The organism is Dietzia sp. PP-33 (genome assembly GCF_033790845.1).
GTDB lineage: Bacteria > Actinomycetota > Actinomycetes > Mycobacteriales > Mycobacteriaceae > Dietzia.
The window spans coordinates 535185-559908 of the sequence record NZ_JAMYEI010000001.1; the positions used below are offsets into that span (position 1 = coordinate 535185).

23 protein-coding genes are annotated in these 24724 nt (G+C 71.2%); 5 read left to right on the forward strand and 18 right to left on the reverse strand.

The window, feature by feature from the left end; genetic code table 11:
* Positions 1-59: 59 nt before the first annotated feature.
* The 5 genes from NJE57_RS02565 to dapE all read right to left on the reverse strand — a co-directional run bounded on the left by NJE57_RS02565 (position 60) and on the right by dapE (position 3937).
* Positions 60-410 (reverse strand): DivIVA domain-containing protein, encoded by a 351-nt coding sequence (locus NJE57_RS02565; RefSeq protein WP_319026791.1) that lies wholly within the window; start codon positions 408-410, stop codon positions 60-62.
* A 74-nt stretch (positions 411-484) separates the two neighbouring features.
* Positions 485-1297, reverse strand: coding sequence for a dihydropteroate synthase (folP, locus tag NJE57_RS02570; RefSeq protein ID WP_319027076.1), 813 nt, complete (start codon positions 1295-1297; stop codon positions 485-487).
* A gap of 68 nt (positions 1298-1365) precedes the next feature.
* Complete coding sequence (locus NJE57_RS02575) at positions 1366-1923, reverse strand: TIGR00730 family Rossman fold protein (protein ID WP_319026792.1); 558 nt, start codon at positions 1921-1923, stop codon at positions 1366-1368.
* Entirely contained in the window at positions 1920-2720 is an 801-nt protein-coding gene (locus tag NJE57_RS02580) for a TIGR00730 family Rossman fold protein (protein WP_319026793.1), read from the reverse strand. The genes NJE57_RS02575 and NJE57_RS02580 overlap by 4 nt, the downstream gene beginning before the upstream one ends.
* A 35-nt stretch (positions 2721-2755) precedes the next feature.
* Positions 2756-3937 (reverse strand): succinyl-diaminopimelate desuccinylase, encoded by a 1182-nt coding sequence (gene dapE / locus NJE57_RS02585; protein ID WP_319027078.1) that lies wholly within the window; start codon positions 3935-3937, stop codon positions 2756-2758.
* Between the two features lie 49 nt (positions 3938-3986).
* Here dapE and dapD point away from each other — a divergent pair, with 49 nt between their 5' ends.
* Entirely contained in the window at positions 3987-4955 is a 969-nt protein-coding gene (gene dapD / locus NJE57_RS02590; protein ID WP_319026794.1) for a 2,3,4,5-tetrahydropyridine-2,6-dicarboxylate N-succinyltransferase, read from the forward strand.
* Between the two features lie 60 nt (positions 4956-5015).
* Here the strand turns inward: dapD and dapC are convergent, their stop codons facing one another.
* The 3 genes from dapC to NJE57_RS02605 form a co-directional block, all read right to left on the reverse strand.
* On the reverse strand, positions 5016-6128 hold the full coding sequence (gene dapC, locus NJE57_RS02595; RefSeq protein WP_319026795.1) for a succinyldiaminopimelate transaminase: 1113 nt from the start codon (positions 6126-6128) through the stop codon (positions 5016-5018).
* Positions 6129-6133: 5 nt separating this feature from the next.
* Positions 6134-6457, reverse strand: coding sequence for a ferredoxin (gene fdxA, locus NJE57_RS02600; protein WP_319026796.1), 324 nt, complete (start codon positions 6455-6457; stop codon positions 6134-6136).
* Between the two features lie 85 nt (positions 6458-6542).
* Positions 6543-9137: a bifunctional FO biosynthesis protein CofGH gene (locus tag NJE57_RS02605; RefSeq protein WP_319026797.1), complete on the reverse strand. Its 2595-nt coding sequence runs from the start codon at positions 9135-9137 to the stop codon at positions 6543-6545.
* Positions 9138-9236: 99 nt separating this feature from the next.
* Here NJE57_RS02605 and NJE57_RS02610 point away from each other — a divergent pair, with 99 nt between their 5' ends.
* Both NJE57_RS02610 and NJE57_RS02615 read left to right on the forward strand, forming a co-directional pair.
* The gene (locus tag NJE57_RS02610; RefSeq protein WP_319026798.1) at positions 9237-9881 is read left to right on the forward strand and encodes a PH domain-containing protein; all 645 of its coding nucleotides are present in this window, start codon (positions 9237-9239) and stop codon (positions 9879-9881) included.
* The gene (locus NJE57_RS02615; RefSeq protein WP_319026799.1) at positions 9878-11536 is read left to right on the forward strand and encodes a PH domain-containing protein; all 1659 of its coding nucleotides are present in this window, start codon (positions 9878-9880) and stop codon (positions 11534-11536) included. The genes NJE57_RS02610 and NJE57_RS02615 overlap by 4 nt, the downstream gene beginning before the upstream one ends.
* Here NJE57_RS02615 and NJE57_RS02620 read toward each other — a convergent pair.
* The 4 genes from NJE57_RS02620 to typA are packed head-to-tail and all read right to left on the reverse strand — an operon-like array spanning position 11507 to position 16584.
* The gene (locus NJE57_RS02620; protein ID WP_319026800.1) at positions 11507-11908 is read right to left on the reverse strand and encodes a hypothetical protein; all 402 of its coding nucleotides are present in this window, start codon (positions 11906-11908) and stop codon (positions 11507-11509) included. The genes NJE57_RS02615 and NJE57_RS02620 overlap by 30 nt on opposite strands.
* Positions 11905-12801, reverse strand: coding sequence for an N-acetyl-1-D-myo-inositol-2-amino-2-deoxy-alpha-D-glucopyranoside deacetylase (gene mshB / locus NJE57_RS02625; RefSeq protein WP_319026801.1), 897 nt, complete (start codon positions 12799-12801; stop codon positions 11905-11907). The genes NJE57_RS02620 and mshB overlap by 4 nt, the downstream gene beginning before the upstream one ends.
* Positions 12798-14651 (reverse strand): ABC transporter family substrate-binding protein, encoded by a 1854-nt coding sequence (locus tag NJE57_RS02630; RefSeq protein ID WP_319026802.1) that lies wholly within the window; start codon positions 14649-14651, stop codon positions 12798-12800. Before NJE57_RS02630 ends, mshB begins: the two co-directional genes overlap by 4 nt.
* A 10-nt stretch (positions 14652-14661) precedes the next feature.
* Positions 14662-16584 (reverse strand): translational GTPase TypA, encoded by a 1923-nt coding sequence (gene typA, locus NJE57_RS02635; protein WP_319026803.1) that lies wholly within the window; start codon positions 16582-16584, stop codon positions 14662-14664.
* A 353-nt stretch (positions 16585-16937) separates the two neighbouring features.
* Between typA and NJE57_RS02640 the strand changes: the two genes are divergently transcribed.
* On the forward strand, positions 16938-17618 hold the full coding sequence (locus NJE57_RS02640; protein WP_413464341.1) for a hypothetical protein: 681 nt from the start codon (positions 16938-16940) through the stop codon (positions 17616-17618).
* Positions 17619-17656: 38 nt separating this feature from the next.
* Positions 17657-18385, forward strand: coding sequence for an NAD-dependent protein deacylase (locus NJE57_RS02645; RefSeq protein WP_319026805.1), 729 nt, complete (start codon positions 17657-17659; stop codon positions 18383-18385).
* A gap of 128 nt (positions 18386-18513) precedes the next feature.
* Here the strand turns inward: NJE57_RS02645 and NJE57_RS02650 are convergent, their stop codons facing one another.
* The 6 genes from NJE57_RS02650 to NJE57_RS02675 form a co-directional block, all read right to left on the reverse strand.
* Complete coding sequence (locus NJE57_RS02650) at positions 18514-19263, reverse strand: hypothetical protein (RefSeq protein WP_319026806.1); 750 nt, start codon at positions 19261-19263, stop codon at positions 18514-18516.
* A 124-nt stretch (positions 19264-19387) separates the two neighbouring features.
* Complete coding sequence (locus NJE57_RS02655) at positions 19388-20680, reverse strand: acetyl-CoA hydrolase/transferase family protein (RefSeq protein ID WP_319027079.1); 1293 nt, start codon at positions 20678-20680, stop codon at positions 19388-19390.
* Positions 20681-20748: 68 nt separating this feature from the next.
* Entirely contained in the window at positions 20749-21735 is a 987-nt protein-coding gene (locus NJE57_RS02660; RefSeq protein ID WP_319026807.1) for an LLM class F420-dependent oxidoreductase, read from the reverse strand.
* A 35-nt stretch (positions 21736-21770) separates the two neighbouring features.
* On the reverse strand, positions 21771-22640 hold the full coding sequence (locus tag NJE57_RS02665; protein ID WP_413464353.1) for an ABC transporter ATP-binding protein: 870 nt from the start codon (positions 22638-22640) through the stop codon (positions 21771-21773).
* A 15-nt stretch (positions 22641-22655) separates the two neighbouring features.
* A complete protein-coding gene (locus NJE57_RS02670; protein ID WP_319026809.1) occupies positions 22656-23705 on the reverse strand; it encodes an iron chelate uptake ABC transporter family permease subunit in 1050 nt (349 codons plus the stop codon).
* On the reverse strand, positions 23698-24714 hold the full coding sequence (locus NJE57_RS02675) for an ABC transporter permease (protein ID WP_319027081.1): 1017 nt from the start codon (positions 24712-24714) through the stop codon (positions 23698-23700). The genes NJE57_RS02670 and NJE57_RS02675 overlap by 8 nt, the downstream gene beginning before the upstream one ends.
* Between the last annotated feature and the right edge of the window lie 10 nt (positions 24715-24724).

The window sequence follows — 24724 nt, forward strand, 5'->3', positions numbered from 1 at the left end:
GGCGTCCGGTGAGAACGGCCGTGCCCACGTGCGGTACTGCTGAGTGGATGACTGCGATTCTAGCGCGTCGCACCGGGCCTGGATGCCGGAGCGCGTTCTGGGCCCACCCCGTGGGATGGCGTACCCGTGTCCGCCTCCTCGCCCAGCCGCGTGCGGAGGCGGTCGATCTCCGCGGCCGCCTGTTCCAGCGCCCAGTCGACCTCCGCCATCGTGTACCCGCGCGCGGACATCCCGAAGCGCACCGATCGCAGGTCGTCCCCGGTGAACGGCCCCGCGGGCAAGGTCGTGACGGTGTGTCCCCTGGCCACCGGCGGCAACAGCTCCGAGCGGCCGAAGACGACGATCGACAGCGCGAAGAGAGCAGCCGCCACGATCAGGGTGACCGCCACGTAGACGACGACGGTGAGCATGCTGGCGCCCCTCCTTCTGCCACGGACCGGGATTCCAGTCTGGCACACGCGCGGCGGGCACGGTCCCGCCCCCGTCAGGCCAACCCGCGGACCGTTCGCGCAGGTGGACGGCTCCCCACGACGGAGGCGACCATCTCCACCACCCGTAGTGTCGCCCGCACGTCGTGGGTGCGGAAGACCCGTGCGCCCATCATCGCCGCGACGGAGGTGGCCGCGAGCGTGCCCTCCGCCCTGTCGTCGATCCCCAGGTCCAGGGTCTCCCCGATGAAGTCCTTGTTGCTCAGCGCCATCAGGACGGGATGGCCGAGGGCCACGATCTCGTCGAGGCGTCGCAGCAGTTCCAACCCGTGGAAGGTGTTCTTGCCGAAATCGTGGGTGGGGTCCACCAGGATCCCGTCGGCGGGCACCCCTGCGGCGGCCGCCCGGTCCGCGGCCGCGGACAGCTCCGAGGCCACGTCGAGCACCACGTCGGCGTACCCCACCCGGAACGGGCGGGTGCGCGGGACCGCGCCCCCGGTGTGGGAGCACACGAAGCCCGCCCGCGCCTCGGCGGCCGCCGCCAGGACCTCTGGGTCGTGACCCGCCCACGTGTCGTTGACGAGGTCGGCCCCGGCGGCCAGCGCCCGGCGGGCGACCGACCCGCGCCAGGTGTCCACGGACACCACCACGCCCGGGTGCCTGGACCTCACCGCCTCGACGAACGGCACGACCCGCCGGATCTCCTCCTGCGCGTCCACCGGGTCACCCGGGCCGGCCTTGACACCACCGATGTCGAGGATGTCGGCGCCGTCCGCCACCGAGTCGTCGACCCGGCGCATCGCGGCCTCGTCGCTGAAGCTGGCTCCACGGTCGTAGAAGGAGTCCGGGGTCCGGTTGACGATCGCCATCACCAGCGGACGGTCGACCGGGACCGGACGCCCGCAGAGGGTGGGCAGGGGCGCCGGGCCCGGATGGCTCACCGCGCTCCCCCGCAGGCGTCGAGCGCCGACTCCAGGTCGTCGCGCACCACCAGACACTCGAGCGCCTCAGGCTTGACCAGCCCCGACTCCGCCAAGCCGCCGACCCAGTCGAGGAGTGGCCGGTAGAAGCCGATGGGGTCGTACAGCACGACCGGCTTGTCGTGGAAACCGAGCGAGGCCGAGGTCCACACCTCGAACATCTCCTCCATCGTCCCGATCCCGCCCGGCAGCGTCAGGAACGCGTCCGAGCGCTCCTCCATCTCGCGCTTGCGTTCCCGCATCGTGGTGACGACCACCAGCTCGTCCGCCGAGGTGTCCGCCACCTCCCGCACCCGCAACCCCTCGGGGATGACGCCGACGGTCCTGGCCCCACCGTGCCGTGCCGCCTCGGCGACCGCCCCCATCATGGACACGTTGCCGCCCCCGGAGACCAGCGACCAACCGCGGCGGGCGATCCCCGCGCCCACCTCGGTGGCGATCTCCAGCAACGCGGGATCGTAGGTGGACGAGGCGCAGTAGACGCAGACCCCGCGCCCGGCCGACGGCGCCGTCACCGCTCGACCCCGCGGTGTTCCTCGCCCAGCAGGTCCTCCCGCTGCTGCGAGGTCAGGGCCGCCCGGTGGTGCGCCTCGCGGATGTACTCCACGGCCTCCGGCACCGAATCGGTCACCAGGAAGAGGTCGAGATCGGACGCCGAGATCATCCCCTGCTCCGCCAGGGTGCCGCGGATCCAGTCCACCAGCGGGGTCCAGAAGTCCACACCGAGCAGCACGATCGGGAACCGGGTGATCTTGTCCGTCTGGACCAACGTGATGGCCTCGAAGAACTCGTCGAGGGTGCCGAAACCACCCGGGGTACAGACGAACGCCTGGGTGTACTTGACGAACATCGTCTTGCGGACGAAGAAATAGCGGAAGTGCAGCCCCAGGTCCACCCACTTGTTGATCCCCTGCTCATTGGGCAGCTCGATGCCCAGGCCCACCGACCGCCCGTCCGCCTCCCAGGCACCCTTGTTGGCCGCTTCCATCTGACCGGGTCCGCCGCCGGTCACCACCGCGTACCCCGCCTCCGCGAGCGCCCGGCCGAGCTCCACCGCCTGTTCGTAGGCGGGGTCCCCGGGGCGGGTCCGGGCCGACCCGAAGACGCTGACGGAGTCGGGGAGTTCCGCGAGCGCACCGAAACCGTTGACGAACTCGCTCTGGATGCGCAGGACCCGCCACGGATCGGTGTGCAACCAGTCGGTGTCCTGGTTCGTGTCCAGCAGACGCTGGTCGGTGGTCGAGTGATCGCCGCCCTTGTCACGACGGACGAGGAGCGGACCGCGCAGGTGTACGGAATCGTTCGGTGCCATCAGCGAAGACTCTCCTGGTGTAGTGGGTCCCGGCGTCAGCGGGACGTGGTGAGGTAGGCGCGCAGGACGTCCGCCACCTCGGTGATCTGGGCGGCGGGGCAGTGTTCGTCCCGCGTGTGTGCCAACCCCGGGTCACCGGGGCCGAGGTTCACCGCGGGCACACCCAGGCCGGCGAACCGTGACACGTCGGTCCACCCGTACTTGGCCCGCACGCGACCCCCCGCGGCCCGCACCAGGTCCGCGGCCGCGGGAGCCGCGAGCCCGGGCAGTGCCCCCGGGGAGAGGTCGGTGAGCTCCCAGTACAACCCGGGCGCCGCCGGGGGCTCCTCGCCCGCGGGGACACGAGCCGGATCGGACAGGCCGAGCGCGTCGAGGGCGTGGGCGAGCGCGGCGCCGGTGTCCCGGTCCGGTGCGAACCGGAAGTTGACGTCGAGCCACGCCTCGTCCGGGACGGTGTTGCCGGCCACCCCCGCGGACATCCGCACCGCCTGCAGGCCCTCCCGGTAGATGCAGCCGTCGATGTCCACCGACCGGGGCTCGTACACGCCGAGTGCGGCGAGGACCGGGGCGAGACGGTGGACGGCGTTGTCCCCCAACCAGCTGCGCGCCGAGTGGGCACGCAGTCCCCGGGCGTGGACCCTGATCCGCAGGGTGCCCTGGCACCCCGCCTCGATCAGACCCCCAGTGGGCTCGCCGAGGATCGCGACGTCGCCGGTGAGCCAGTCCCGGTGGGTGCGCTCGAGGTGGCCGAGGCCGTTTGCGGTGGCCTCGATCTCCTCGCAGTCGTAGAGCACCAGGGTGAGGTCGTGCGCGAGCTCGTCGGAGTCCGCCAGGGTGGCGAACAGATGCAGGAACACGGCGTCGCCGGACTTCATGTCGACCGTCCCGCAGCCGTGGAGCACAGTCTCGGCCCCCTCTCCGGTGAGCCGGGACGGAACGTTGTCCGCCACGGGCACGGTGTCGAGATGGCCTGCCAGCACCACGCGCGTCGGCAGGCCCCTGCGGGTGCGGGCGAGGACCCGGTTGCCCTCGCGGACCACCTCCGTCCGTCCGGCCGCCGACCCCGTGAAGCCGGCCACGACCGACTCCAGCGCGGCGTGGACGGCCCCGGCGATCGCGGACTCCTCCCGGGAGGGACTGGCGATGTCGACGAGGGCGCGGGTCAGGTCGACCGGGTGTGCGGTCAGGTCGGGGGCGGCGGTCACGGCGTCCACCATAGATGCCCGTGGCCGGTACGCGCCGGAGTCGACGGCTAGCATCGGGGTCATGAGTGCACATGGAGCCATGGCCACCGGAATCGCCACCCTGACGTCCGATCACACCGTCCTCGACGTGTGGTATCCCGCACCGGAGCTCGGTGCGGCCTCCGAGGGGGGCCATCGCGTCCTGTCCGGTGACGAGGTCCCGGCCGAGCTCGCCCCGCTGACCGGGCCCGACGCCGACCGTGGCGTCGAGCGCGTCGCGGTGCGGGTGGAGATCGACGACCTCACGCAGGCCCCGACCGACGCCTACGACGCCTACCTCCGGCTGCACCTGATCTCCCACCGACTCGTCAAGCCACACTTCGCCAACATGGACGGCCTGTTCGGCACCCTGTCCAACGTCGTGTGGACCAACTTCGGCCCCTGCGCCGTCCAGGGCTTCGAACTGGTGCGGGCCAAGCTGCGCGCCCGCGGCCCGGTGACGGTGTACGGGGTCGACAAGTTCCCCAGGATGGTGGACTACGTCGTGCCCTCCGGTGTCCGGATCGCCGACGCCGACCGGGTGCGCCTGGGCGCGCACCTGGCGGAGGGGACGACCGTCATGCACGAGGGGTTCGTCAACTTCAACGCCGGCACCCTCGGACCGTCGATGGTCGAGGGTCGCGTCTCCGCCGGCGTGGTGGTGGGCGCGGACTCGGATGTCGGCGGCGGCGCCTCGATCATGGGCACCCTCTCCGGCGGCGGCAAGGAGACCATCTCGATCGGTGAACGCTGTCTGCTGGGAGCCAACTCGGGCGTCGGGATCTCGCTCGGCGACGACTGCGTGGTCGAGGCCGGGCTCTACGTCACCGCCGGCACCAAGGTGGACGTCCGTGCCGGCGCGTGGGCCGAGCGGGAGCCGGTCAAGGCGGGTCAGCTCTCCGGGATGGACAACCTGCTCTTCCGGCGCAACTCCGTCTCCGGCGCCGTCGAGGCCGTGCCGTGGAAGCGGGAGGGCGTCGGGCTCAACGCGGATCTGCACGCCAACGACTGACCCCGAGGCCGGAAGCCCGGCAACCGGGCAACCGGGGGGACGCCGGCGGGGAAGGTCGGCTCAGCGCAGTCGGCGCACGGCCTCGTCCACCGTGGCGTCGGTGGCGGTGAGCGCTATGCGGACGTGCCGTGCCCCGGCCGGCCCGTAGAACTCTCCGGGGGCGACCAACACGCCACGCTCGGCGAACCAGTCCACGGTGTCACGGCAGGCCTCGTCGCGGCTGGCCCACAGGTACAGTCCGGCCTCGGAGTGGTCGATCCGGAAACCGGCCGCTTCGACCGCGGGCACCAGGCGTTCCCGGCGCGCCCGGTACCGCTCGCGCTGCTCGGCCTCGTGCGCGTCGTCCCGCAGGGCCGCGGTCATGGCGGACTGGACCGGCAGGGGCATCATCAGTCCCGCGTGCTTGCGCACCGCCAGCAACTCCGCGATGAGAGTCGGGTCGCCCGCCACGAACCCGGCACGATACGAGGCCAGGTTCGAGGTCTTGGACAGCGAGTGCAGGGCCAGGAGGCCGGAGTGGTCGCCGTCGCAGACCCGCGGGTCGAGGATCGAGGGCGCCTCGCCCTCCCACACCAGTCCGAGGTAGCACTCGTCCGAGGCGACGATCACGCCGCGCTCACGCGCCCAGCCGACCACCTTGCGCAGGTGGTCCACGCCGAGCACCTTGCCGCTGGGGTTCGACGGCGAGTTGAGGTAGAGCAGCGACGGCGACGACGGGCCGAGCTGGGTGAGCGAGTCGGCACGTACCACCGTGGCTCCCGCAAGCAGTGCCCCGACCTCGTAGGTCGGGTACGCCACCTCCGGTACGACGACCGTGTGTCCCGGACCGAGCCCGAGCTGCGCGGGCAGGCCCGCGATGAGCTCCTTGGTGCCGATCGCAGGCAGGACCGACCCGGGGTCGAGACCGGTGACCCCGTACCGCCGGGCGAGCGCGTCGACGGCGGCGAGGCGCAGCTCGGGGGTCCCGACAGTGGTGGGGTACCCCGGTCGGGCGGAGTCGGCGGCCAACGCCTCGCGGATCACCGGGGCGACCGGATCGACGGGGGTGCCCACGGTCAGGTCGACCAGCCCGTCGGGGTGGGCGGAGGCGACCGACCTCGCCTCTGCGAGGGTGTCCCACGGGAACACGGGAAGCGTGCGCCCGGGCGGTCGACGCTCCGGGCGCGACACCACCGGTGTCACTCCTGGTTCATGGGCGGGAGCGCCTTGACCATCGGGTGGTCGTAGTCGACCTTGCCGACCTTGGCCGCGCCGCCCGGCGATCCCAGTTCGACGAAGAAGTCGACGTTGGCGGTGTTGTACTCGGTCCACTCGTCCGGGACGTCATCCTCGTAGAAGATGGCCTCCACGGGGCAGACGGGCTCACAGGCACCACAGTCGACGCACTCGTCGGGGTGGATGTACAACATCCGTCCACCCTCGTAGATGCAGTCGACAGGACACTCCTCGACGCAGGACTTGTCCATCACGTCGACGCACGGCTCTGCGATCGTGTAGGTCACGTCGGCCACCTTCCTCGTAGCGGTATGGCCTGCATCGTATGTCACACCCCACGTCCGTGACGCAGCCGCCCCGAACCCCGCCGCGCTATGTGACGACGGTCACCGGGATCGGCTCGGGGGCGGGGCCGTAGACGGTGTCCCGGCGCCGCGCGGGGCGGCCGATGCCCGTGGCGATCTCGGCGATCTCCTCCGGGGACTTGGCCGAGCCGTTCTCCGCGCCGGCCATCCGCGAGATCGTCTCCTCCATGAGCGTTCCACCGAGGTCGTTCGCACCCGAGCGGAGCATGGTGCGCGTGCCCGCCACCCCGAGCTTGACCCAGCTGGTCTGCACGTTGTCGATCGCGCCGTGCAGCATGATCCGGGCCAACGCGTGGACCGCGACGTTCTCCTCGCGCGTCGGCCCGGGGCGGGAGGCCCCGGCCAGGTAGAGCGGGGCGCTGCGGTGCACGAAGGGCAGAGGGACGAACTCGGTGAACCCGCCGGTGCGGTCCTGGATTCCCCGGAGGGTGCGCAGATGCGCCACCCAGTGTCGCGGGGTGTCCACGTGGCCATACATCATGGTCGAACTCGACCGCAGCCCCACCTCGTGGGCGGTGGTGACGATGTCGATCCATTCGGAGGCGGGCAGCTTGCCCTTGGTCAGGACCCAGCGCACGTCGTCGTCGAGGATCTCGGCCGCCGTACCCGGGATGGTGTCCAGCCCGGCCGCGCGCAGCTCGGTGAGCCACTGGCGCACCCCGACCCCCGAGCGGGCCGCGCCGTTGGAGATCTCCATCGGACTGAATGCGTGGACGTGCATGGACGGCACGCGCTCCTTGACCGCCCGGACGAGGTCGGCGTACCCGGTGACCGGCAGGTCCGGGTCGATCCCGCCCTGCATGCACACCTCGGAGGCGCCCGCGACGTACGCCTCGTACGCGCGGTCGGCCACCTCGGCGGCCGAAAGCGAGAACGCGTCGGCATCGCCCTTGCGCTGGGCGAACGCGCAGAAGCGGCACCCTGTGTAACAGATGTTGGAGAAGTTGATGTTGCGGTTGACCACGTAGGTCACCGTCTCGCCCACCACGTCCGCCCGGATCCGGTCGGCGAGACCGGCCACCGCCGCCAGCCCGTCACCGGTGGCCGTGGCCAGGGTGAGGTACTGCTCGTCGGTGAGCGCGGCCGGGTCCGACTCCGCCGCCCGCAACGCGGCGAGCACCTCGGAGTCCGCCCGCTCGGGTGCCAGTGCGGCCGCACCGAGCTCGGCGGCGCGGGCGCGGATGACGTCCCAGTTGCCGAACGCCTCGCCGATGTCCGAGCGGGTGTCGGTGTTGCGGCCCTCGGAGTCGATCGCGGTGTGCAGATCGGTCCGTCCGCTCGAGTCCCAGTCGTCGTCGGGTTCCTGCCAGGGTCGTCCGCTGGGTCGGACCACCTCGTCGTCGTCGGCCCCACCGTCGCCACCGACCGCCGCCAACCCGCTCGCCGGATCGGCGAGCGCGTGGACGTGGCCCGCCACCCTCGGATCGATCCAGGCGTCCCCGGCGCCGACGTAGCGCGGATGCGCGGTCAGTCGCTCGGTCAGTGCCCATCCCGACGCCGCCAGGTCGGCGGTCAGGCCCTCCAGGTGCGGCCACGGGCGCTCGGGGTTGACGTGGTCCGGGGTGAGCGGGGAGATCCCGCCCAGATCGTCCACCCCCGCGCCGATGAGGGCCAGGACGTCCTCCCTGTCGACCAGGTTGGGGGGAGCCTGGACCGCGACCCGCGGATCGAGCACCAGCCGCGCCACGGCGATCGCCGCCAGGAACTCGTCCCTGTCGGCATCGGCCACCCCGCGCATCGCGGTGTCCGGCTTGGCCCGGAAGTTCTGCACGATCACCTCCTGGAGGTGACCGAACTCGCGCGCGAGACCCGCCAGCGCGAGCAGGCTCTCCGCCCGCTCGGTCCTGTTCTCCCCGATGCCCACCAGGATCCCCGAGGTGAACGGCACCGCGAGCCGACCAGCGTCGGTGAGGGTGCGCAGCCGCACGGCCGGGTCCTTGTCCGGGCTGCCGTGGTGGCACTCACCGGGAGTCGTGAACAGCCTCGTGGCGGTGGTCTCGAGCATCATCCCCATCGACGGTGCGACCGGCTTGAGCGTGGACAGCTCCGACCAGCTCATCACCCCGGGGTTGAGGTGCGGCAGCAGCCCGGTCTCCTCCAGGACCCGGATCGCCATGGCGCGCACGTAGTCCAGCGTCGAGGAGAAGCCGCGGGACTCGAGCCACTCGCGCGCCTCGGGCCAGCGGTCCTCCGGCCGGTCGCCGAGCGTGAACAGCGCCTCCTTGCACCCGGCCTCCGCGCCGCGGCGGCACAGGTCGATGACCTCGTCGGGGTCGAGGAACATGCCCTCGCCCGCCGCCCGCAGCTTCCCGGGAACGGTGACGAACGTGCAGTAGTGGCACTTGTCCCGGCACAGGCGGGTCAGGGGGACGAAGACCTTGCGGGAGTACGTCACCACCCCGGGGCGCCCCTCGTCGACGAGGCGGGCGTCGCGACGCGCGGCCGCCAGCCCGGTGAGTCGGGCGAGATCGTCCCCGCGCGCGGCCAGCAGCACCGCCGCCTCGGTGACGTCGAGGGTGAGCCCGTCGGCGGCCCGGCGCAGCGCGCGCCGCATGGCCGAGGGCGTGGGCTCGGGATCGACGGGCGTCAAGGCGAGATCCATGCCCGTGATGATGCCCCACCGGGGCCGAGAGGTGGAGGGCCGGTGCTGCGTGGGAGGTCACGGGCGTACGGAACGGGACCGCGCACTAGTCTGGGCGGCATGCCCGATCCCGCCCGTCCCCTGCGCAGCAACGGGGATCCTCTGGTCTCCGCACCTCCCCGTGGTGCCGGTGGCGCCCATGCCCTGCGCGAGCCCGGCCCGTCGACCACGGGCCGTGACGACTCCGACCCGGGGCAGGGGCTGCTGACCGACAACCGCGTACTGGTCACGGCCCCCCGGCACCGGATCGCCAGGCGCACCCCACTGTTGTGGGTGATCGAGGGGATCTGGTCGTGGGCGATCCTCGCCGGGCTGCAGGTCGCCTGGTACTTCTGGGACGACAACGTGATGGGGTTCTGGAACTGGGTCGCGCTGGCCGCGACCGTCCCGTTCGCGTTCATGTCCATCGTGGTGGCGCCGTGGTGGCGCTACATCGTGGCCCGCTGGGACGTCTCGGACACGGCGGTGTGTTCGCGCAAGGGCTGGTGGACCACCCAGTTCCGCATCGCTCCCCTGGTCCGTCTCCAGACCGTCTACACCACCCGCAACCTGTTCGAGAGGTGGTTCGGCCTGGCCACCGTGCACGCCTCCACCGCCTCGGCGCAGGGGACCGTCGAGATCAGGGGGTTGGAGTTGGCCGACGCGGAGGCCCTGGCCCAGCACCTCATCGCGATCGCCGACCTCGATTCGGAGGACGGGACGTGACCGACGCGGTTCGGGTCGACGGCAGCGGCGACGTCGCCGAGACTCCGGAGTCCACCGAGGCCACGGACGACACCGGGGCCGGGCGGGCCGACGAGGCCGACGTCGCCGGGAAGATCGACCCGGGGGCGCCCTGGGAGCGACTGTCGTGGCGGATGCTGCTGGTGGACCCCCTCGGTTCCCTGACCCGCCTCCTGCCGCTCTTCCTCATCTCTCTGTGGCTGGGATCGAACCGCAGCAACTACTGGTTCGAGTTCATCGTCATCTCACTGGTGGTGCTCGCGGGAGTGCTGCGGTGGTTGTCGACCAGCTACCAGATCGGCCGCACCCACATCATCCTCAAGAAGGGCTTCTTCAGCCGCCACGTGGTCACGGTCGCCCGCAACCGGATCCGGAGCGTCGACACCGAGTCCGACCTCTTCCACCGGGTCATGCGCGTGTCGATCGTCGAGGTGGGCACCGGTCGCGCGGACTCCGGCAAGTCGGACGCCGAGCGCTTCCGCCTGAACGCGATCGACACCGCTCTGGTCGAGCCGCTGCGCGACGAACTGCTGGCCCATCGTCGTGCCCTGGACCCGACCCTGAGCGAGGAGGACGAGGCCCAGTGGGGCTCCAAATACGGCGAGGACATCGCCCGGTGGCGGATCACCTGGGCGCGGTTCGCCCCGTTCTCCTTCATCGGGTTCGGCGTGCTCCTCTCTCTCTGGCTCATCACCTGGCAGATGGGCGACATGCACGACCGGGTCATGGACCTGGCGGTCGTCCAGGGGACGGTCTCCTGGCTGGACTCCCTGGGACAGCCGTGGGCCGTGGTGGGCAAGGGCGTCGCCATCTGGATGGTGGCCGGGGTCCTGGCGGTCATCACCTACGCGATCCGTTACGGCAAGTACGCGCTCACCGAGCGCGGGGAACTGCTCTACGTCCAGAACGGCATCCTGCGTCGCAAGCACCAGGCCCTGGACAAGGCCAGACTCCGCGGGGTCGAGATCCGGCTGCCCGTGTACCTGCGGATACTGGGCGGCGGCCGGCTCGAGCCCATCATGACCGGTACCAAGAAGGGTGCCACCGCGTCGACCCTGTTGCCCCAGGCGCCGATCAAGGACGTCCGGAGGGTGGCGATCCGCATCCTCGGGGACGAGACCCCGGTCACGGTCCCCCTCCGTCGGCACCCCTGGAAGGCCGCCAGGCGGCGGATCACCCGCGGTCTCATGCCGTTCTGGGTCGTGGCCGGCCTCATCATCCTGGTCCGTATCGACTCGGGTCCCTCCGCCGACATCTGGGTGCGGTGGGCGATCCCGGCGGCCCTGGTGTTCTTCCTCGCCCTGTCGATCGACCGCATCCGGATGCTCGGGCACGTCCTGCTCCCCGACACCCTGGTGAGCTCGCACGGTTCGTGGGCCGCCAAGCGGACGGTGATCGAGGCGGACGGGATCATCGGGTGGACCGTGACCCAGTCGGTCTTCCAGCGCTCAGCCCGGGTCGCCACCGTCTCCGCGGCCACGCCGGCCGGTAACGGTGTCTACTCGGTCATGGACATGGACGCCGACGAGGCGTGGGCGCTGGCGGAGGCGCTGACCCCGGGGATCACCGACGTGTGGAACCACGACGGGGTCGCCGACGAGCGAGTCTCACCCTCGATGGGCGTCCGGCGACAGTGATCGACCCGCGGTCGCCACCCACAGCGGGATGAGGCCGCCCACCACCAACAGCGCGAGCCCCCGCAACCCGAGCGGCACCGGCATGTCGCCACCGGGGCCGAGGTTGAGCGCGACCAGTGTCAGGACCCAGATCAGGGCCGGGAACGCGGACACGATCGCGCGGTCCGACCACGCGGACGCGACCCTCACCAGGAACACGGTCCACGCGCCCGCCACCAGGATGGTGACCGGGAACGGGACCGAGCCGACGTAGGCGGTCAACCAGGCGACGGCGAGCACACAGCTGGCGACGGCCCCCACCGCGAGCAACACCAGGGCCACGCCCAGTTCGACGACGGAGGCGGAGCGGACCGTCGAGCCCGGGCCGGTCACGGCTGCTCCTGCCCGAGGCCGTCGAGCAGGTGGGCCCTGCCGGGCGGGCACTTGACGTACGGCCCGTCCGGATCCACCAGGTCGTGGGCGACGTACCACTCCACCTGGGACACCGGCTGGAGCACGCCGTTGGTCAGCGCGAGGAACCACGGTTCGCCATCTCCCGCGGGCAGCAGCTCGAGCTGGGTGGCGTGGCCGGTCAGGGCCTCCAGCTTGGCCGCGTACGTGGCGTCGTCGAGCGGGACCCGGTGGGTGAGTCGGGAGTCCGGAACCGAGGGGAGTTCGTCCTCCGCGGCGTGCCGCAGATGCGCGGGCGGGGCGGGGTGCTGTCGCGACACGTCCGACCGGGCGGTGACCGTCCACGCCACCCGCGTCGGTCGGTGTGCGGCCTCGTCGAGCGCGGCGCCGACGACCTCGTGGGCCCGGATGTGGTCCGGGTGCCCGTAGCCTCCGCGTGGGTCGTAGGTCACGACCAGCTGAGGCCTCCACTCGTCGAGTAGCGCGACCATCTCCGTGACGGCGGCGCGCCCCGACCCGACGAACGCGCGAGGGTGGCGCGCGGACGAGGTGCCGGCCATCCCCGAGTCCCGCCACCGGCCGGCACCGCCGAGGAAGCGGGGCCGGTTCACCCCGAGTGCGCGCAGCGAGACTGCCAGTTCGCCGATCCGGTACCCGCCGAGCTGGTCGGCGCGGTCGGATACCAGACCTGCGAGCTCCCCTCCGAGGACCTCGCCCTCCTCGCCGAGGGTGCACGTCACCACGCGCACATCGACGCCCAGCGTGACGAGGGCGGCGATGGAACCACCGGTGGTGATCGCCTCGTCGTCGGGATGGGCGTGCACGAACAGGGCCCGGGTGTCGGTGTACGGCGACGGCGGCGTGGACGGTGTCATCCGGACCTCCTCCAGGTGGGTGCGGTGTCGAACACGTCGGTGATCATCGGTGGCGTCGTGTCGACCTGGCCGGGTTGCGCCGCCGTGACGTCCACTCCGTCGTCGGCGAAGAGCAGGCCCGGCCGGACGAGGGGGATCCTGAGCGCCTGCTCGGCGACCATCTCCCCCGCCGCTGCCAGGTCGGGACCTCCCTCGACGCCGCGCAGACCGAGGGCGCGGTCGAGCGCGGGGTCGCACACCCCGGAGACCCCACTGGTCCTGGCCGGGGCGGTGGTCCCGATCGTGCGGGTCGGCGCGGCGGTGGTGGGGGTGGTGGGGTCCGTGGTCGGCGTCGCCATACTGCCCGTGTCGGGTTCCGGTGGGACGAGGCTGGTGACGGTGGTGGGGGGCCGGGCCCGGCCGGCGGGATCGTTCGTGCCCGGGACCGGGGACCGGGTCGCTCGCGGGGCCCCGGCCGGGGCACAGGCGAACCGGGACACGGCCGCGACGTCAGCGTTCCCGTCGACCCGCTGCCATCCCACCACGGCGTCGACCAGCCCGTGCGGCAGGGCGTCGCCGTACAGGTCGGCCGCGTCGAGTTCCCAGACCCGGGCGCCGATGCCGGCCCCGCGGAGCTGGTCGGCGACGGTGAACGCCGCGGTGAGCGCGCGCTCGTCCTCCGACTCGACCCCGATCGTCACGCTCAGCGGGGTGCCGTCGCGTTCCCATCGGGCGCCGGCCCGGGTGAACCCCGCGTCGGTCAGCGCACGGACGACGGCGGCCGCGTCACCGGTCGTGGTGGCGGTCGCCTCCGCGGGGAACGGGTACGACGTGACGGAGGGGTCCGACTGCCCGGTGACGATCCGGCCGACCACCTCCGGATCCACCGCGGTCCTGACGGCTCGCCGGACCGCCGGGTCGTCCACGGCCGGTGCCACGGTGTTGAATCCCAGCTCGAGTTGCGCGGAGGCGTGGACGGACACGGCCCGGACCCCGGAAACGGTGGCGGCCACGTCGGCGGCCACCGGTGTCTCCGGGACGACCGCGAGCGATCCCGGTCCCCCTCGTAGCGCCGCACCGAGTTGCCCGGCCCCGGTCGCGCGCCGCACGACGATCTGATCGAGTTCCGGGATCTGCGCCCAGTACCGGTCATTACGGACGAACTCGATCTCGCCCCGACCGATGTCGGCGAAGCGGATCATGAACGGTCCCGCGCTCATCACCGGGAGCCCGGCCATCGCGCCCTGGAACCCGTTCGGGGCGTCCTTGAGTATGTGCCCGGGCAACAGGTCGTCGAACAACGTCCGCCAGTGCTGCGGCGGGGAGTCGAACACCACGTCCACGACCTTGCCTCCCGCGCCGGCACGGATCTCCACGATCCGTTCGTACGCCGCCGGGTCGACCACTCCCGGTTGGCTGATCATCTGCTGCCACAGGTACTCGAAGTCCTCGGCCGCGACCGGGACCCCGTCGGTCCACTGGGCCTGGGGATCGATGGTGTAGCGGATGGTCCGCGGTTCCCCCTCCAGGGGCCCCGCCGACACCAGGAGGTCGCGATTGAGCACCAGGTCGCCGTTCGGACCGGGGACGAACGCGCTGGGCAGGAGCAGGGAGGCGACCAGGTCGGTATCCACCCCCTGGTCGGCCAGCAGGTGCGGGTTGAACCCCGCGTCGACCCGGTCCAGGGCCAGGAGGACACCGTTGTCGGAGAGGCTGACGGCCTCACCGTCGGAGGGCTCCTCCCCCACCACGGTGGGGGGTGGAGGATCGGCGACACACCCGGCGACACACCCGGCGACGACGACGAGGGCCAGCACCGCGGCCGGTGCGCCGGCTCCCCGCCGACGCGCCGGCAGCCTCCTCGTGCTCACCTGGAACCCGTCAGTTGACCGACTGCTGCTCGCGCGACTTGGACTTGCTCCGGGACTTGGCCCGCTCGTTGGCGGTGAGCAGCACCTTGCGCACACGGATCGCGTCCGGGCCGACCTCGACGCACTCGTCGACGGAACAGAACTCCATGGCCTCCTCGAGGGTGAGGTTGCGGTGCTTGGCCAGGGTCTCGGTCGCGTCGGAGGACGCCGCCCGCATGTTGGTGAGCTTCTTCTCCTTGGTGATGTTGACGTCCATGTCCTCGGAGCGGGGGTTCTCACCCACCACGACGCCCTCGTACACCTCGGAGCCGGGCTCGATGAAGAAGTCGCCGCGGTCCGCGAGTCCCAACAGCGCGAACGCGGTGGCCTTGCCGGCGCGGTCGGCCACGAGCGAACCGGTGTGCCGCGAGCGGATCTCCCCGACCCACGGCTGGTAGCCGGCGGAATAGGAGTTGGCGATCCCGGCTCCCCGCGTGTCGGTCATGAAGGTCGTCCGGAAACCGATGAGGCCGCGGGCCGGCACGAGGAACTCCATCCGGACCCAGCCGGAGCCGTGGTTGCTCATCTGCTCCATGCGTCCCTTGCGGGCCGCCATGAGCTGGGTGACTGCGCCGAGGTGCTCCTCGGGCACGTCGATGGTCATGTGCTCCATCGGCTCGTGGACCTTGCCGTCGACCATCCGGGTGACGACCTGCGGCTTGCCCACGGTGAGCTCGAAGCCCTCGCGGCGCATGGTCTCCACGAGGATGGACAGCGCCATCTCACCGCGGCCCTGGACCTCCCAGTCGTCGGGGCGTTCGGTGTCGAGCACCTTCATCGAGACGTTGCCGACGAGCTCCTGGTCGAGGCGCGCCTTGACCATGCGGGCGGTGAGCTTGGTCCCACCGTTGCGACCGGCCAGCGGCGAGGTGTTGACTCCGATCGTCATGGAGATGGCCGGCTCGTCCACCGTGATGGCGGGCAGCGCGACCGGGTTCTCCGGATCCGCCAGGGTGTCACCGATCATGATGTCGCCGATGCCGGCGACGGCCGCGATGTCGCCGGCCACCGCCTCGTCCGTGGGGACCCGCTCGACGCCGACGGTCTTGAGCAGCTCGGAGATCCGGACGGACTTGGTCTCCTGCTCCCCGCCCGGCAGGTTGTGGATCCACGCCACCTGCTGCCCCTTGCGGAGTCGGCCGTTGTGGATGCGGACGAGTCCGATGCGCCCGAGGAAGTTGGAGGCGTCGAGGTTCGTCACGTGAGCCTGGAGCGGCGCGTCGGCGTCACCCCGGGGGGCGGGGATCACGTCGTAGAGGAGCGTGAAGAAATCGTCCAGGTTCTCGGCGTCCGGCTCCTGGCCGTTGGCCGGCTGGGTGGTGGACGCCTTGCCCGCCCGCCCGGAGGCGAAGACGACGGGCAGTTCGAGCGCGTGCTCGGCCGCAGCCTGGGCCTTGGGGTCCTCGAGGTCCGAGGCGAGGTCGAGGAGCAGGTCCTGGGCCTCCTCGACTACCTCGTCGATCCGGGAGTCCGGGCGATCGGTCTTGTTCACGACGATGATCACCGGCAGGGAGGCGGCGAGCGCCTTGCGCAGGACGAAGCGCGTCTGGGGCAGCGGCCCCTCGGAGGAGTCGATGAGCAGGACCACGCCGTCGACCATGGACAACCCGCGCTCGACCTCGCCACCGAAGTCGGCGTGACCCGGGGTGTCGATGATGTTGAGGACGAGGTCCGCACCGCCCGCACCCGCTCCGGGCCGACGCACGGCGGTGTTCTTCGCGAGGATCGTGATGCCCTTCTCGCGCTCGAGGTCTCCCGAGTCCATGACCCGGTCCACGAGCTCCGCGCGTTCGTCGAACGCTCCGGACTGGCGCAGCATCGCGTCGACGAGTGTCGTCTTACCATGGTCGACGTGCGCGACGATGGCGACGTTGCGGAACTCGGTCAGGGCCATACGGTGGGTTCTCCCTCGGGGGCTTTCGGCGCCGCCGGCGACTCTCCGGTCGCCGGGCGCGTGGTGGGAATCTGCGGGTGCCCCGCTTGATCCACATGCGCGTCCGGTCGAGCGCGCGTGCGGGTCCACATTACCCGTAGGGGCCGCCAGGCCGGTATCGACGGCACCCGGCCCCCCACCCACGGCGACGAGTGTTATTTACATCACAAGTACCATCTGTCACACTGGCCCCACAGACGACCGTAGCGAAGGCCTCCGGTATCCACCCCTGTGGACGTTGTGAGAACATCGAGCGGTCGATTGGTCGGTCCGCCGACCGGTCCGCCCGCCTCATCCCAAGAATGGACTCGCCAGTGACCCGCCACTCGCTCAGGAACTCTGTCAGGACCCTAGGCCTCGGTGCCGTCGCCGCCATGGCGGTCTCCCTCGCCGTGCCCACGTCCGCAGGGGCCCAGTCGCTCGACGAACTGGGGCGACCGACCGAGCCCGTCCTGCAGTCCATCGAGAACCTGTCCGCGCAGCAGTGGATCCCCGAGGAGACCCGGGACACCATCGCCCGCGTCGTCGGGTTCTTCCGCGGCACCGGCGAGCCGGGGACCCCGATCCCCGAGAACGGCCCGCGGATCGCCCAGTTCGCCTACCCGACGATCATGGAGAACTGCATCGACGGGGAGCAGACCGCCGTCGGGGCCGCCACCGCCGTGCCGGGACCCGCCGGGCTCCCCCTGCCCGGTATCCCGGGCGGCCAGCTCGGCTTCGTCTTCACCGCCCTCGGCACCGAGGGGGTCGCCGCTCAGCAGGTCCAGCCGATGACGGTCGACTGGGTCAACATCAATAACGGTCGCCGGGGCACCACCGTGCTGAGCTACAACGGGATCAACGAGGGCGGGCCGGCCACGCTCAACGGTGTCGCCGACACCGGGGCGGGGCAGGTGCTGATGCTCCTGCAGGGCGGCGTGACCACCACCCTCGCCGGCGGCGGGACCTCCAATTGCGTCTCCCTTCCGTTGGTGGGTACCGCGTTCGTCCCGTGACCGCGGCAGGCACGGGGCCCGGACTACCCCACCCCGACATGAGCAAGGCCCGTCTCGCCCTCGCCGGCGGCGGGCCTCTCGTGGTTCTCACGGGTGCCGGCATGAGCGCCGAGAGCGGCGTGCCCACCTTCCGCGAAGCCCAGACGGGGCTCTGGGAACGCTACGACCCCACCGCCCTCGCCACCCCGGAGGCGTGGCGCCGCGACCGGGACAGCGTGTGGGCCTGGTACCGCTGGCGTGAGCATCTGATCGCATCCGCCGAACCGAACGCGGGCCACCGGGCCGTCGCCCGCGCCGCCTCGGACCGCGAGGTCGTGGTGGTGACCCAGAACGTGGACGACCTGCACGAGCGTGCCGGTTCCACCGAGGTCCACCACGTGCACGGCAGTCTCTTCGCACACCGGTGTGACGAGTGCGGGGCGGGGATCGAGGTCCCTCCTCCCCCGGCCGAGCCCGTGGCCCGGCTCGCGCCGCCGGGCTGCCCCCGGTGCGACGGACGTGCCAGGCCGGGAGTGGTCTGGTTCGGGGAGATGCTCCCGTCGCGGCCGTGGGACGCCGCGGTGTCCGCCGTCTCCGCGGCGTCCGCGGTCCTCGTCGTGGGGACCTCCGGGTTGGTCCACCCCGCCGCGTCACTCCCGGGGATCGCCGCCGACGGCGGGATCCCCGTGATCGAGGTCAACCCCGGCCCGTCCGCGTTCGCACGTGAGGTGACGGTGCACCTCCGGGCCACCGCCGGACAGGCGCTCCCGGCGCTCCTGGCGCCCTGAGCGCGCCCGCGTCCCCACCGCGCCCCCGGCCGGCGGGTGACGGGCGTCGCGGCCCCTCCACCGGATACGACGCAGGGCCCGCGGGATCGTCTCCCACGGGCCCTGCGCCGTCCGTCCGGGTGGGAGGGTCAGTGCCGCGGCTCGTCGCGACGGTTCCTGCCCAGCACCTTGTCGACGATCCCCGGCTCCTCCCCCGGGTGGGAGTCCGGGCCGGTGTCCCGGGCGCGGGAGCCGGTGGCGTGCTCGTCGCCGCCCCGACCGCCGAGTCCGCTACGGTCACCGTCGGCCCCCGTGCCGCGATCACCCACGTGATCACCGGCGACCCCATCGCTGCCGACGACCCCGTGATCATCGGAGACAGGAGCCTCGTCGGACCGCGAGTGGCGGCCGCGCGCGTCAGCCGAGGTGGCTCCGGCCACGCCGCCGGCTCCGGCGGTCTCCCGGTTCCCGGGAGCGGCTGCACCGCCGCGAGAACCACCACGGCCGGTCTCATCCGCGCCCACGCCGTTGTCGGTGTCCCGACCGAGATCGTCCGCCCGGTGCCGCGGATCGAGCTTGTCGGCGTGCTGTTCCATGCGCCGCAGATCGTCGCGCTGTTCGTCGACGACGGAACGGTGCTGGTCGGCCTCCGCGCGAATCCGATCCGCCTCCGCGGCCTTGGCCTTGGCCTCCTGCTCCGCGGCGCCCGCGCGGTGCTCCTGCTCGCGGGCCACCGCGTGCTGGCGCTCCAACTGCTCCTCCCGCTGGCGGGCGTCCTTGCGGAGTTCGGCCGCCTCGGTGAGCTTCTTCCTGTTGTTGCTCTTCACGACCAACGCGATGAGCGCGATGACCACGATCAACGCGACCACCCCGATGATGATCCAGATGATGGGGTCCACAGCTGCCTCCGAACTCAGGGGTCACATTTCTCCCGAAACGTAACCCCCCTCCCAGGCACCTGCCACCGGACAGCGCGGCGACGTTCCGACGAACGCCCCCGGCACTCGGGTCTCGCGACCGGAACTAGTGCATGACCCGCGGCAACAGTCCGGCCTCACGTGCTTGCCTGCTCAACCGCTCGCGGTGGTCCGGGTGCGCGATCTCGATCAGTGCGGCGGCTCGCGCGGACACGGACCGCCCCCGGAGGGCGGCTATCCCGTACTCGGTGACCACGTTGTCGATGATGTTCTTGTGCGTGGTCACCGGACTACCGGGCGTGAGGGAGAGCGTGATGCGGCTGATGCCCCCCGAGGTCTGGGACGGGGTGACGATGAATCCGTGGCCCCCGGGCGAGAACCTGCACCCCCTCGCGAAGTCGGCCTGTCCACCGGCCCCGGACCAGTACCGCCCCCCGATCGTCTCCGATGCCGCCTGACCGTAGAGGTCGACCTCGCTCGTGGCGTTGACCGAGTGGAGATTGTGCTCCTGACCGATCACGCGCGGGTCGTTGACGATGTCCACCGGGAGCATGGCGACCGACGGGTTGTTGTGCAGCCAGTCCATGAGCTTCTGCGACCCCACCGCGAAGGTGGTGACGTGCTTGAACGGACGGCCGGTCTTGCGCGATCCGTCGATGACCCCGGCGTCCACGAGATCCATCACCCCGTCCGACAGCGCCTCGGTGTGGATCCCCAGGTTCTCGTGCCCGGTCAGCCGTGAGAGGAACGCATTGGGGAGCTTGCCCACGCCCAGCTGCAGGCAGGCGCCGTCCGGCACCCGCTCGGCGATGATGTCGGCGATCGCGCTCTCGACGTCTCCGGGCACCGGCGGCTCGATCGTGATCATCGGGACGTCGTTCCGCGTCACGCCCACGACCTGGGAGATGTGGATGTGGTTGCGCCCGAAGGTCCGTGGCATGTTGGCGTTGACCTCGACGAAGAACGGCACCTGCCCGATGAAGGACGCCACGTAGTCGGCGTTGGTACCCATCGAGAAGAACCCGTGCTCATCGATCTCGGACACCGTGGTGACGGCGAGGCCGGGCGGGCTGAACTCACGCAGGGTCGCCGGGACCTGCGCGAAGTCGACCGGGACGAGGTCACACCTGCCCTCGTGGAAGTTCTTCCGCGAACCGGGGCCGAGGAAGTAGTCCACGTGCCGGAGTCTGCCCGGATACGCGCCCTCCATGAACGGCAGGGACTCCCAGGGGTCCATGTGGTGGATGGTGACGCCGGAGAACCCCTCGGCCCCCGCGTCCAGGGCGCGCAGCAGCGCCGGGGGCGCCCCGTTCTGGATCGGGGAGAGGATGTGCATCCCCGGACGGACGTGCTCGAGGACCGCCTCGGCGGGTAGCTCGTCGTACACGGTGGCCTTCATCACGATCGCGTTCTCCGATCTCCTGGGACGGCGCGGGGTGCCCGCCACCTCACTCACTGACAGGCGGTTCACGCCAGGGCGGGAATGACCTGGCGTTCGAAGAGCTCGAGGCCCGAGGTGTCGGTGGCGATCTCGGGGAAGTAGAAGATGCCGTACCCCATCCCCTGGCGTTCGAGTCCGCTGAGTTTCTCCACGATCTGCTCGGGTGTCCCCACCGCGGGCAGGTCCCGGTATGCGCCGAGTTGACGGTTCGCCTCCTCCACCCCGACGTGGCGGGCCATCCGATCGTGGAGGAACGCCAGGCGGTCCGCGACCTCCTTCTCCGTCTCGCCGACGGCCACGTTGTAGTTGGCGGTACGCGTGATCTCGGCGGGGTCGCGGCCCACGTCGGCGCAGTGACCGAACAGGACCTCCGACTTGCGCGCGAACCCCTCGGGACTGCCGTCGAAGTTGGTGTAGTCGGCGTGGCGGGCGGCTGTCCGGAGGGTCTTGCGCTCCCCTCCGCCGGCGATCCACATCGGGATGCCGCCGTCCTGCAGTGGTCGGGGCTGCACGATGGCCCCGTCGAGCCGGAAGTGCTCGCCCTCGAGCGAGACGATGCCGTCAGCCCACGCCTCGAGCATGATGCGCACCCCCTCGTCGAGCATCGCGATCCGCTCACCGGCGGAGGGGAACCCGTACCCGTAGGCCCGCCACTCGTGCTCGTACCACCCGGCCCCGATGCCCATCTCGACGCGTCCGCCGGAGATGTGGTCGACGGTCGACGCCATCTTCGCCAGCAGCGCGGGATTCCGATACCCCACGCACGTGCACATCTGGCCGAGCCGCACGCGGGATGTGACCGCGCCGAGGGCGGACATCAGGCTCCAGGCCTCGTGGGTGGCCTCGCTGGTGGTCAGCGGTGCCGTGTGCATGTGGTCGTAGACCCACACCGACTCCCACCGGCCCGCGTCGGCGCGGGCCGCGAGGTCGGAGATGACCGGCCAGTGGGTGGCGGGAGGGACGTCGACCAGGTCGAGTCGCCACCCCTGGGGCAGGAAGAGTCCGAAGCGCATGCCCCGACACTAGCGCCGGCGAGCGCCGGGCCGGGTCAGGCCGTGGAGAGCACCGGGTCGCGACCGTCCACTTCGTCCTCGCCGTCGAAGTACAGCGCGACGTACCGACCCGCGACCTCGGCGACCTGCATCTCCATGTCGTAGACCGACCGCAGGACGTCGGTGCGCATGATCTGCGCCGGGGAGCCGTCCGCGATGATCGAGCCGTCCTTCATGGCGATGATCCGGTCGGAATAGGCGGCGGCGATGTTGATGTCGTGGATCACCAGCACGATGGTCTTGCCCCGCTCCGAGGCGGTGCGGCGCAGCAGCCGCATGATCGACGTGGCATGGCGTAGATCGAGGTTGTTGAGCGGCTCGTCGAGCAGGACGTAGTCAGTGTCCTGCGCCAGCACCATGGCGATGTGCGCGCGCTGGCGCTGCCCGCCCGAGAGCTCATCCAGGTACCTGTCAGCGAGACTCTCCAGTTCCATGGCCGCCAGTGCGTGGTCGATGTGGTCGACGTCGCCGGGCGCGGGCCGGCCACCGTTGTGGGGGAACCGGCCGAAGGCCACGAGTTCACGAACGGTCAGACGGATGGAGACCGCGTTCTCCTGCCGGAGGACCGCGAGCCGTCGGGCCAGCTCACGTCCACCGCTGGCGGACACGTCGACCCCGTCGACGCACACGCTGCCCGAGTCGGCCTCCTGGAGCCGGCTCATGACCCCCAGGAGCGTCGACTTCCCGGCACCGTTGGGTCCGATCAGCGACGTGACCCCGCCCTGGGCGAAGCATGCCGTGACGTCGTGGAGGACCCGGGTGTCCCCGTACGACGAGCACACGACCTGTGCCTCGATGCCACACCCGGTCGACCAGTCGGGAGCGCGTGACCGGTCGTCACGGCGACGGAACGGGAGAAGGGACATCATGTGCTTCTTTCGTCAGCGGGCGCGATTGGTCAGGAGCAGGAACAGGAACAGGAGGCCACCCATGAACTCGATGACGATGCTCAGCGCGGACTCCACCCCGATGGCGCCGAGAACCATCTCCCCACCGGCCAGGGCGATCACTCCCAGGAGAGAGGCGACGGGCAGTGTGAAGCGGTGGAGGTTGGTGCCGAGGAGGGCGTACGCCGCGTTGGCGACGATGAGCCCGAAGAACATCACCGGGCCGATGAGGGCCGTGGAGGCGGAGACGAGGAACGAGACCACGACGAGGACGATGATCGTGACCCGGCGGTGGTTCACGCCGAGGGCGACCGCCGGATCCCTGCCCAGGAGCATCACGTCGAGTCTGCGCCCGAGCACGGCCACCACGACCAGACCGGCCGCGACGATGAGCCCGCACGCCACGAGGACGTCCAGTTGAACGCCGCGGAAGCTGGCGAACATGGCGTCCTGGACCTGGAGGTAGGCAGCCGGGTCGAGCAGTCGTTGGAAGAACGAGGAGATCGAACGGAAGAACACCCCGAACACCACACCCACCAGCAGCAGCAGGTGGATGTCGGTCCTGCGCCCTCCGAGCAACCACAGGTAGAGCGCGGTCGAGGCCACCACCATGATGGCGGTCTGCCCCAGGAATCCGGAGAGCCCCCCGCTGATCAGGCCACCGGCGATCGCCTCGGGTCGCGGGACCATGAAGAACACGAGCATCGTCTGGATGAGCAGGTACAGCGAGTCGAAGCCCATGAGCGCCGGCGTGAGGATCCGGTTTCCGGTGACGGTCTGGAACAGCACCGTCGAGACCCCCACCGCGACTGACACCAGGACGATCGCCACGGCGTGGCGGGACAGCCGGTCCAGCGAATAGGTCCACGCCTTGGAGCCGACGGCGTCCGGCAGGCCGGTCAAGACCAGTGCGGCCAGCGCCGCGACCGCGGCGGCAGCGCACACCAGGGTCACCAGCCGGCGGCGTCGACGGTCGGACTCGACCCGGGTCCGGGGCCGCGCGAGCCCCTCCCGCGGCTCGACGAGCGTCGAAATGTCAGCCATTGCGCACCCCCCGCAGCATCATCGCGAGGAATACGGCCCCACCGATGATCCCCACCAGGGTCCCGACGGGGATCTCTCCCGCTCCCGCCGAACCGCCGGCGAGGAGACCCGGGAGTGACCGTCCGATCATGTCGCAGACGAGGACGGTGACCGCGCCGAGGATCGCCACGAGCGGCAGTCCACGTCGCGCGTCGTCACCGACGAGCCGGGAGATGACGTTGGGCACCACGAGCCCAAGAAGCGGGAGTGCGCCCACGGTGACGACGACGACGGCGGCCACCGCTGCCACGATGGACATCCCCATCGCGACGACCGTGCGGTGATCCAACCCGAGCCCGGTGGCAACGTCCTCCCCCAGCCCGGCCACGGTGAACCTGTCGGCCGCGATGTAGGCGAGCACGCCGAGAGCGGCGACCAACCAGAGCAGCTCGTACCGCCCGGCGAGGACCGCGGAGAAGTCGGCGAGCATCCAGGCGTTGAGCATCTGCAGCAGGTCCCGCGACAACGCCAGGAACGCCGCCACCGCGCCCACGACCGATCCCAGCATGATCCCGATGAGGGGCACGATGAAGGAGTCCGAGACCGCCACGCGCCGGATGCACGCGAGGAACAGCGCGGTGCCGGCGAGGGCGAACACCATGGCGACGATCATCTTGATGACGATCGGCGCGCCCGGCGCGAGGATCGCCACCACGACGAGGCCCAGTCCGGCGGACTCGACCGTTCCGGCCGTGGAGGGCTCGACGAAGCGGTTGCGGGTCAGCAACTGCATCAACAGACCCGCGATCGCCAGGGAGGCCCCGGCGAGCGCCGCCGCCGCGGTCCGGGGCAGGCGCGCTTCGACCAGGTAGACGCGATGCGCCTCGGTGAGGCCACCGGTGAGGACATCCCACGCCGTGATGTCGGCCGCCCCGACGAACACACTCGCGAACAGGGCCGCCACGAGCGCGGCCACGCCGAGAGCCGGCCACGGCATGCGCTGCCGTGGCCGGCTCTCCACCGTGGTCATGGTCACGACC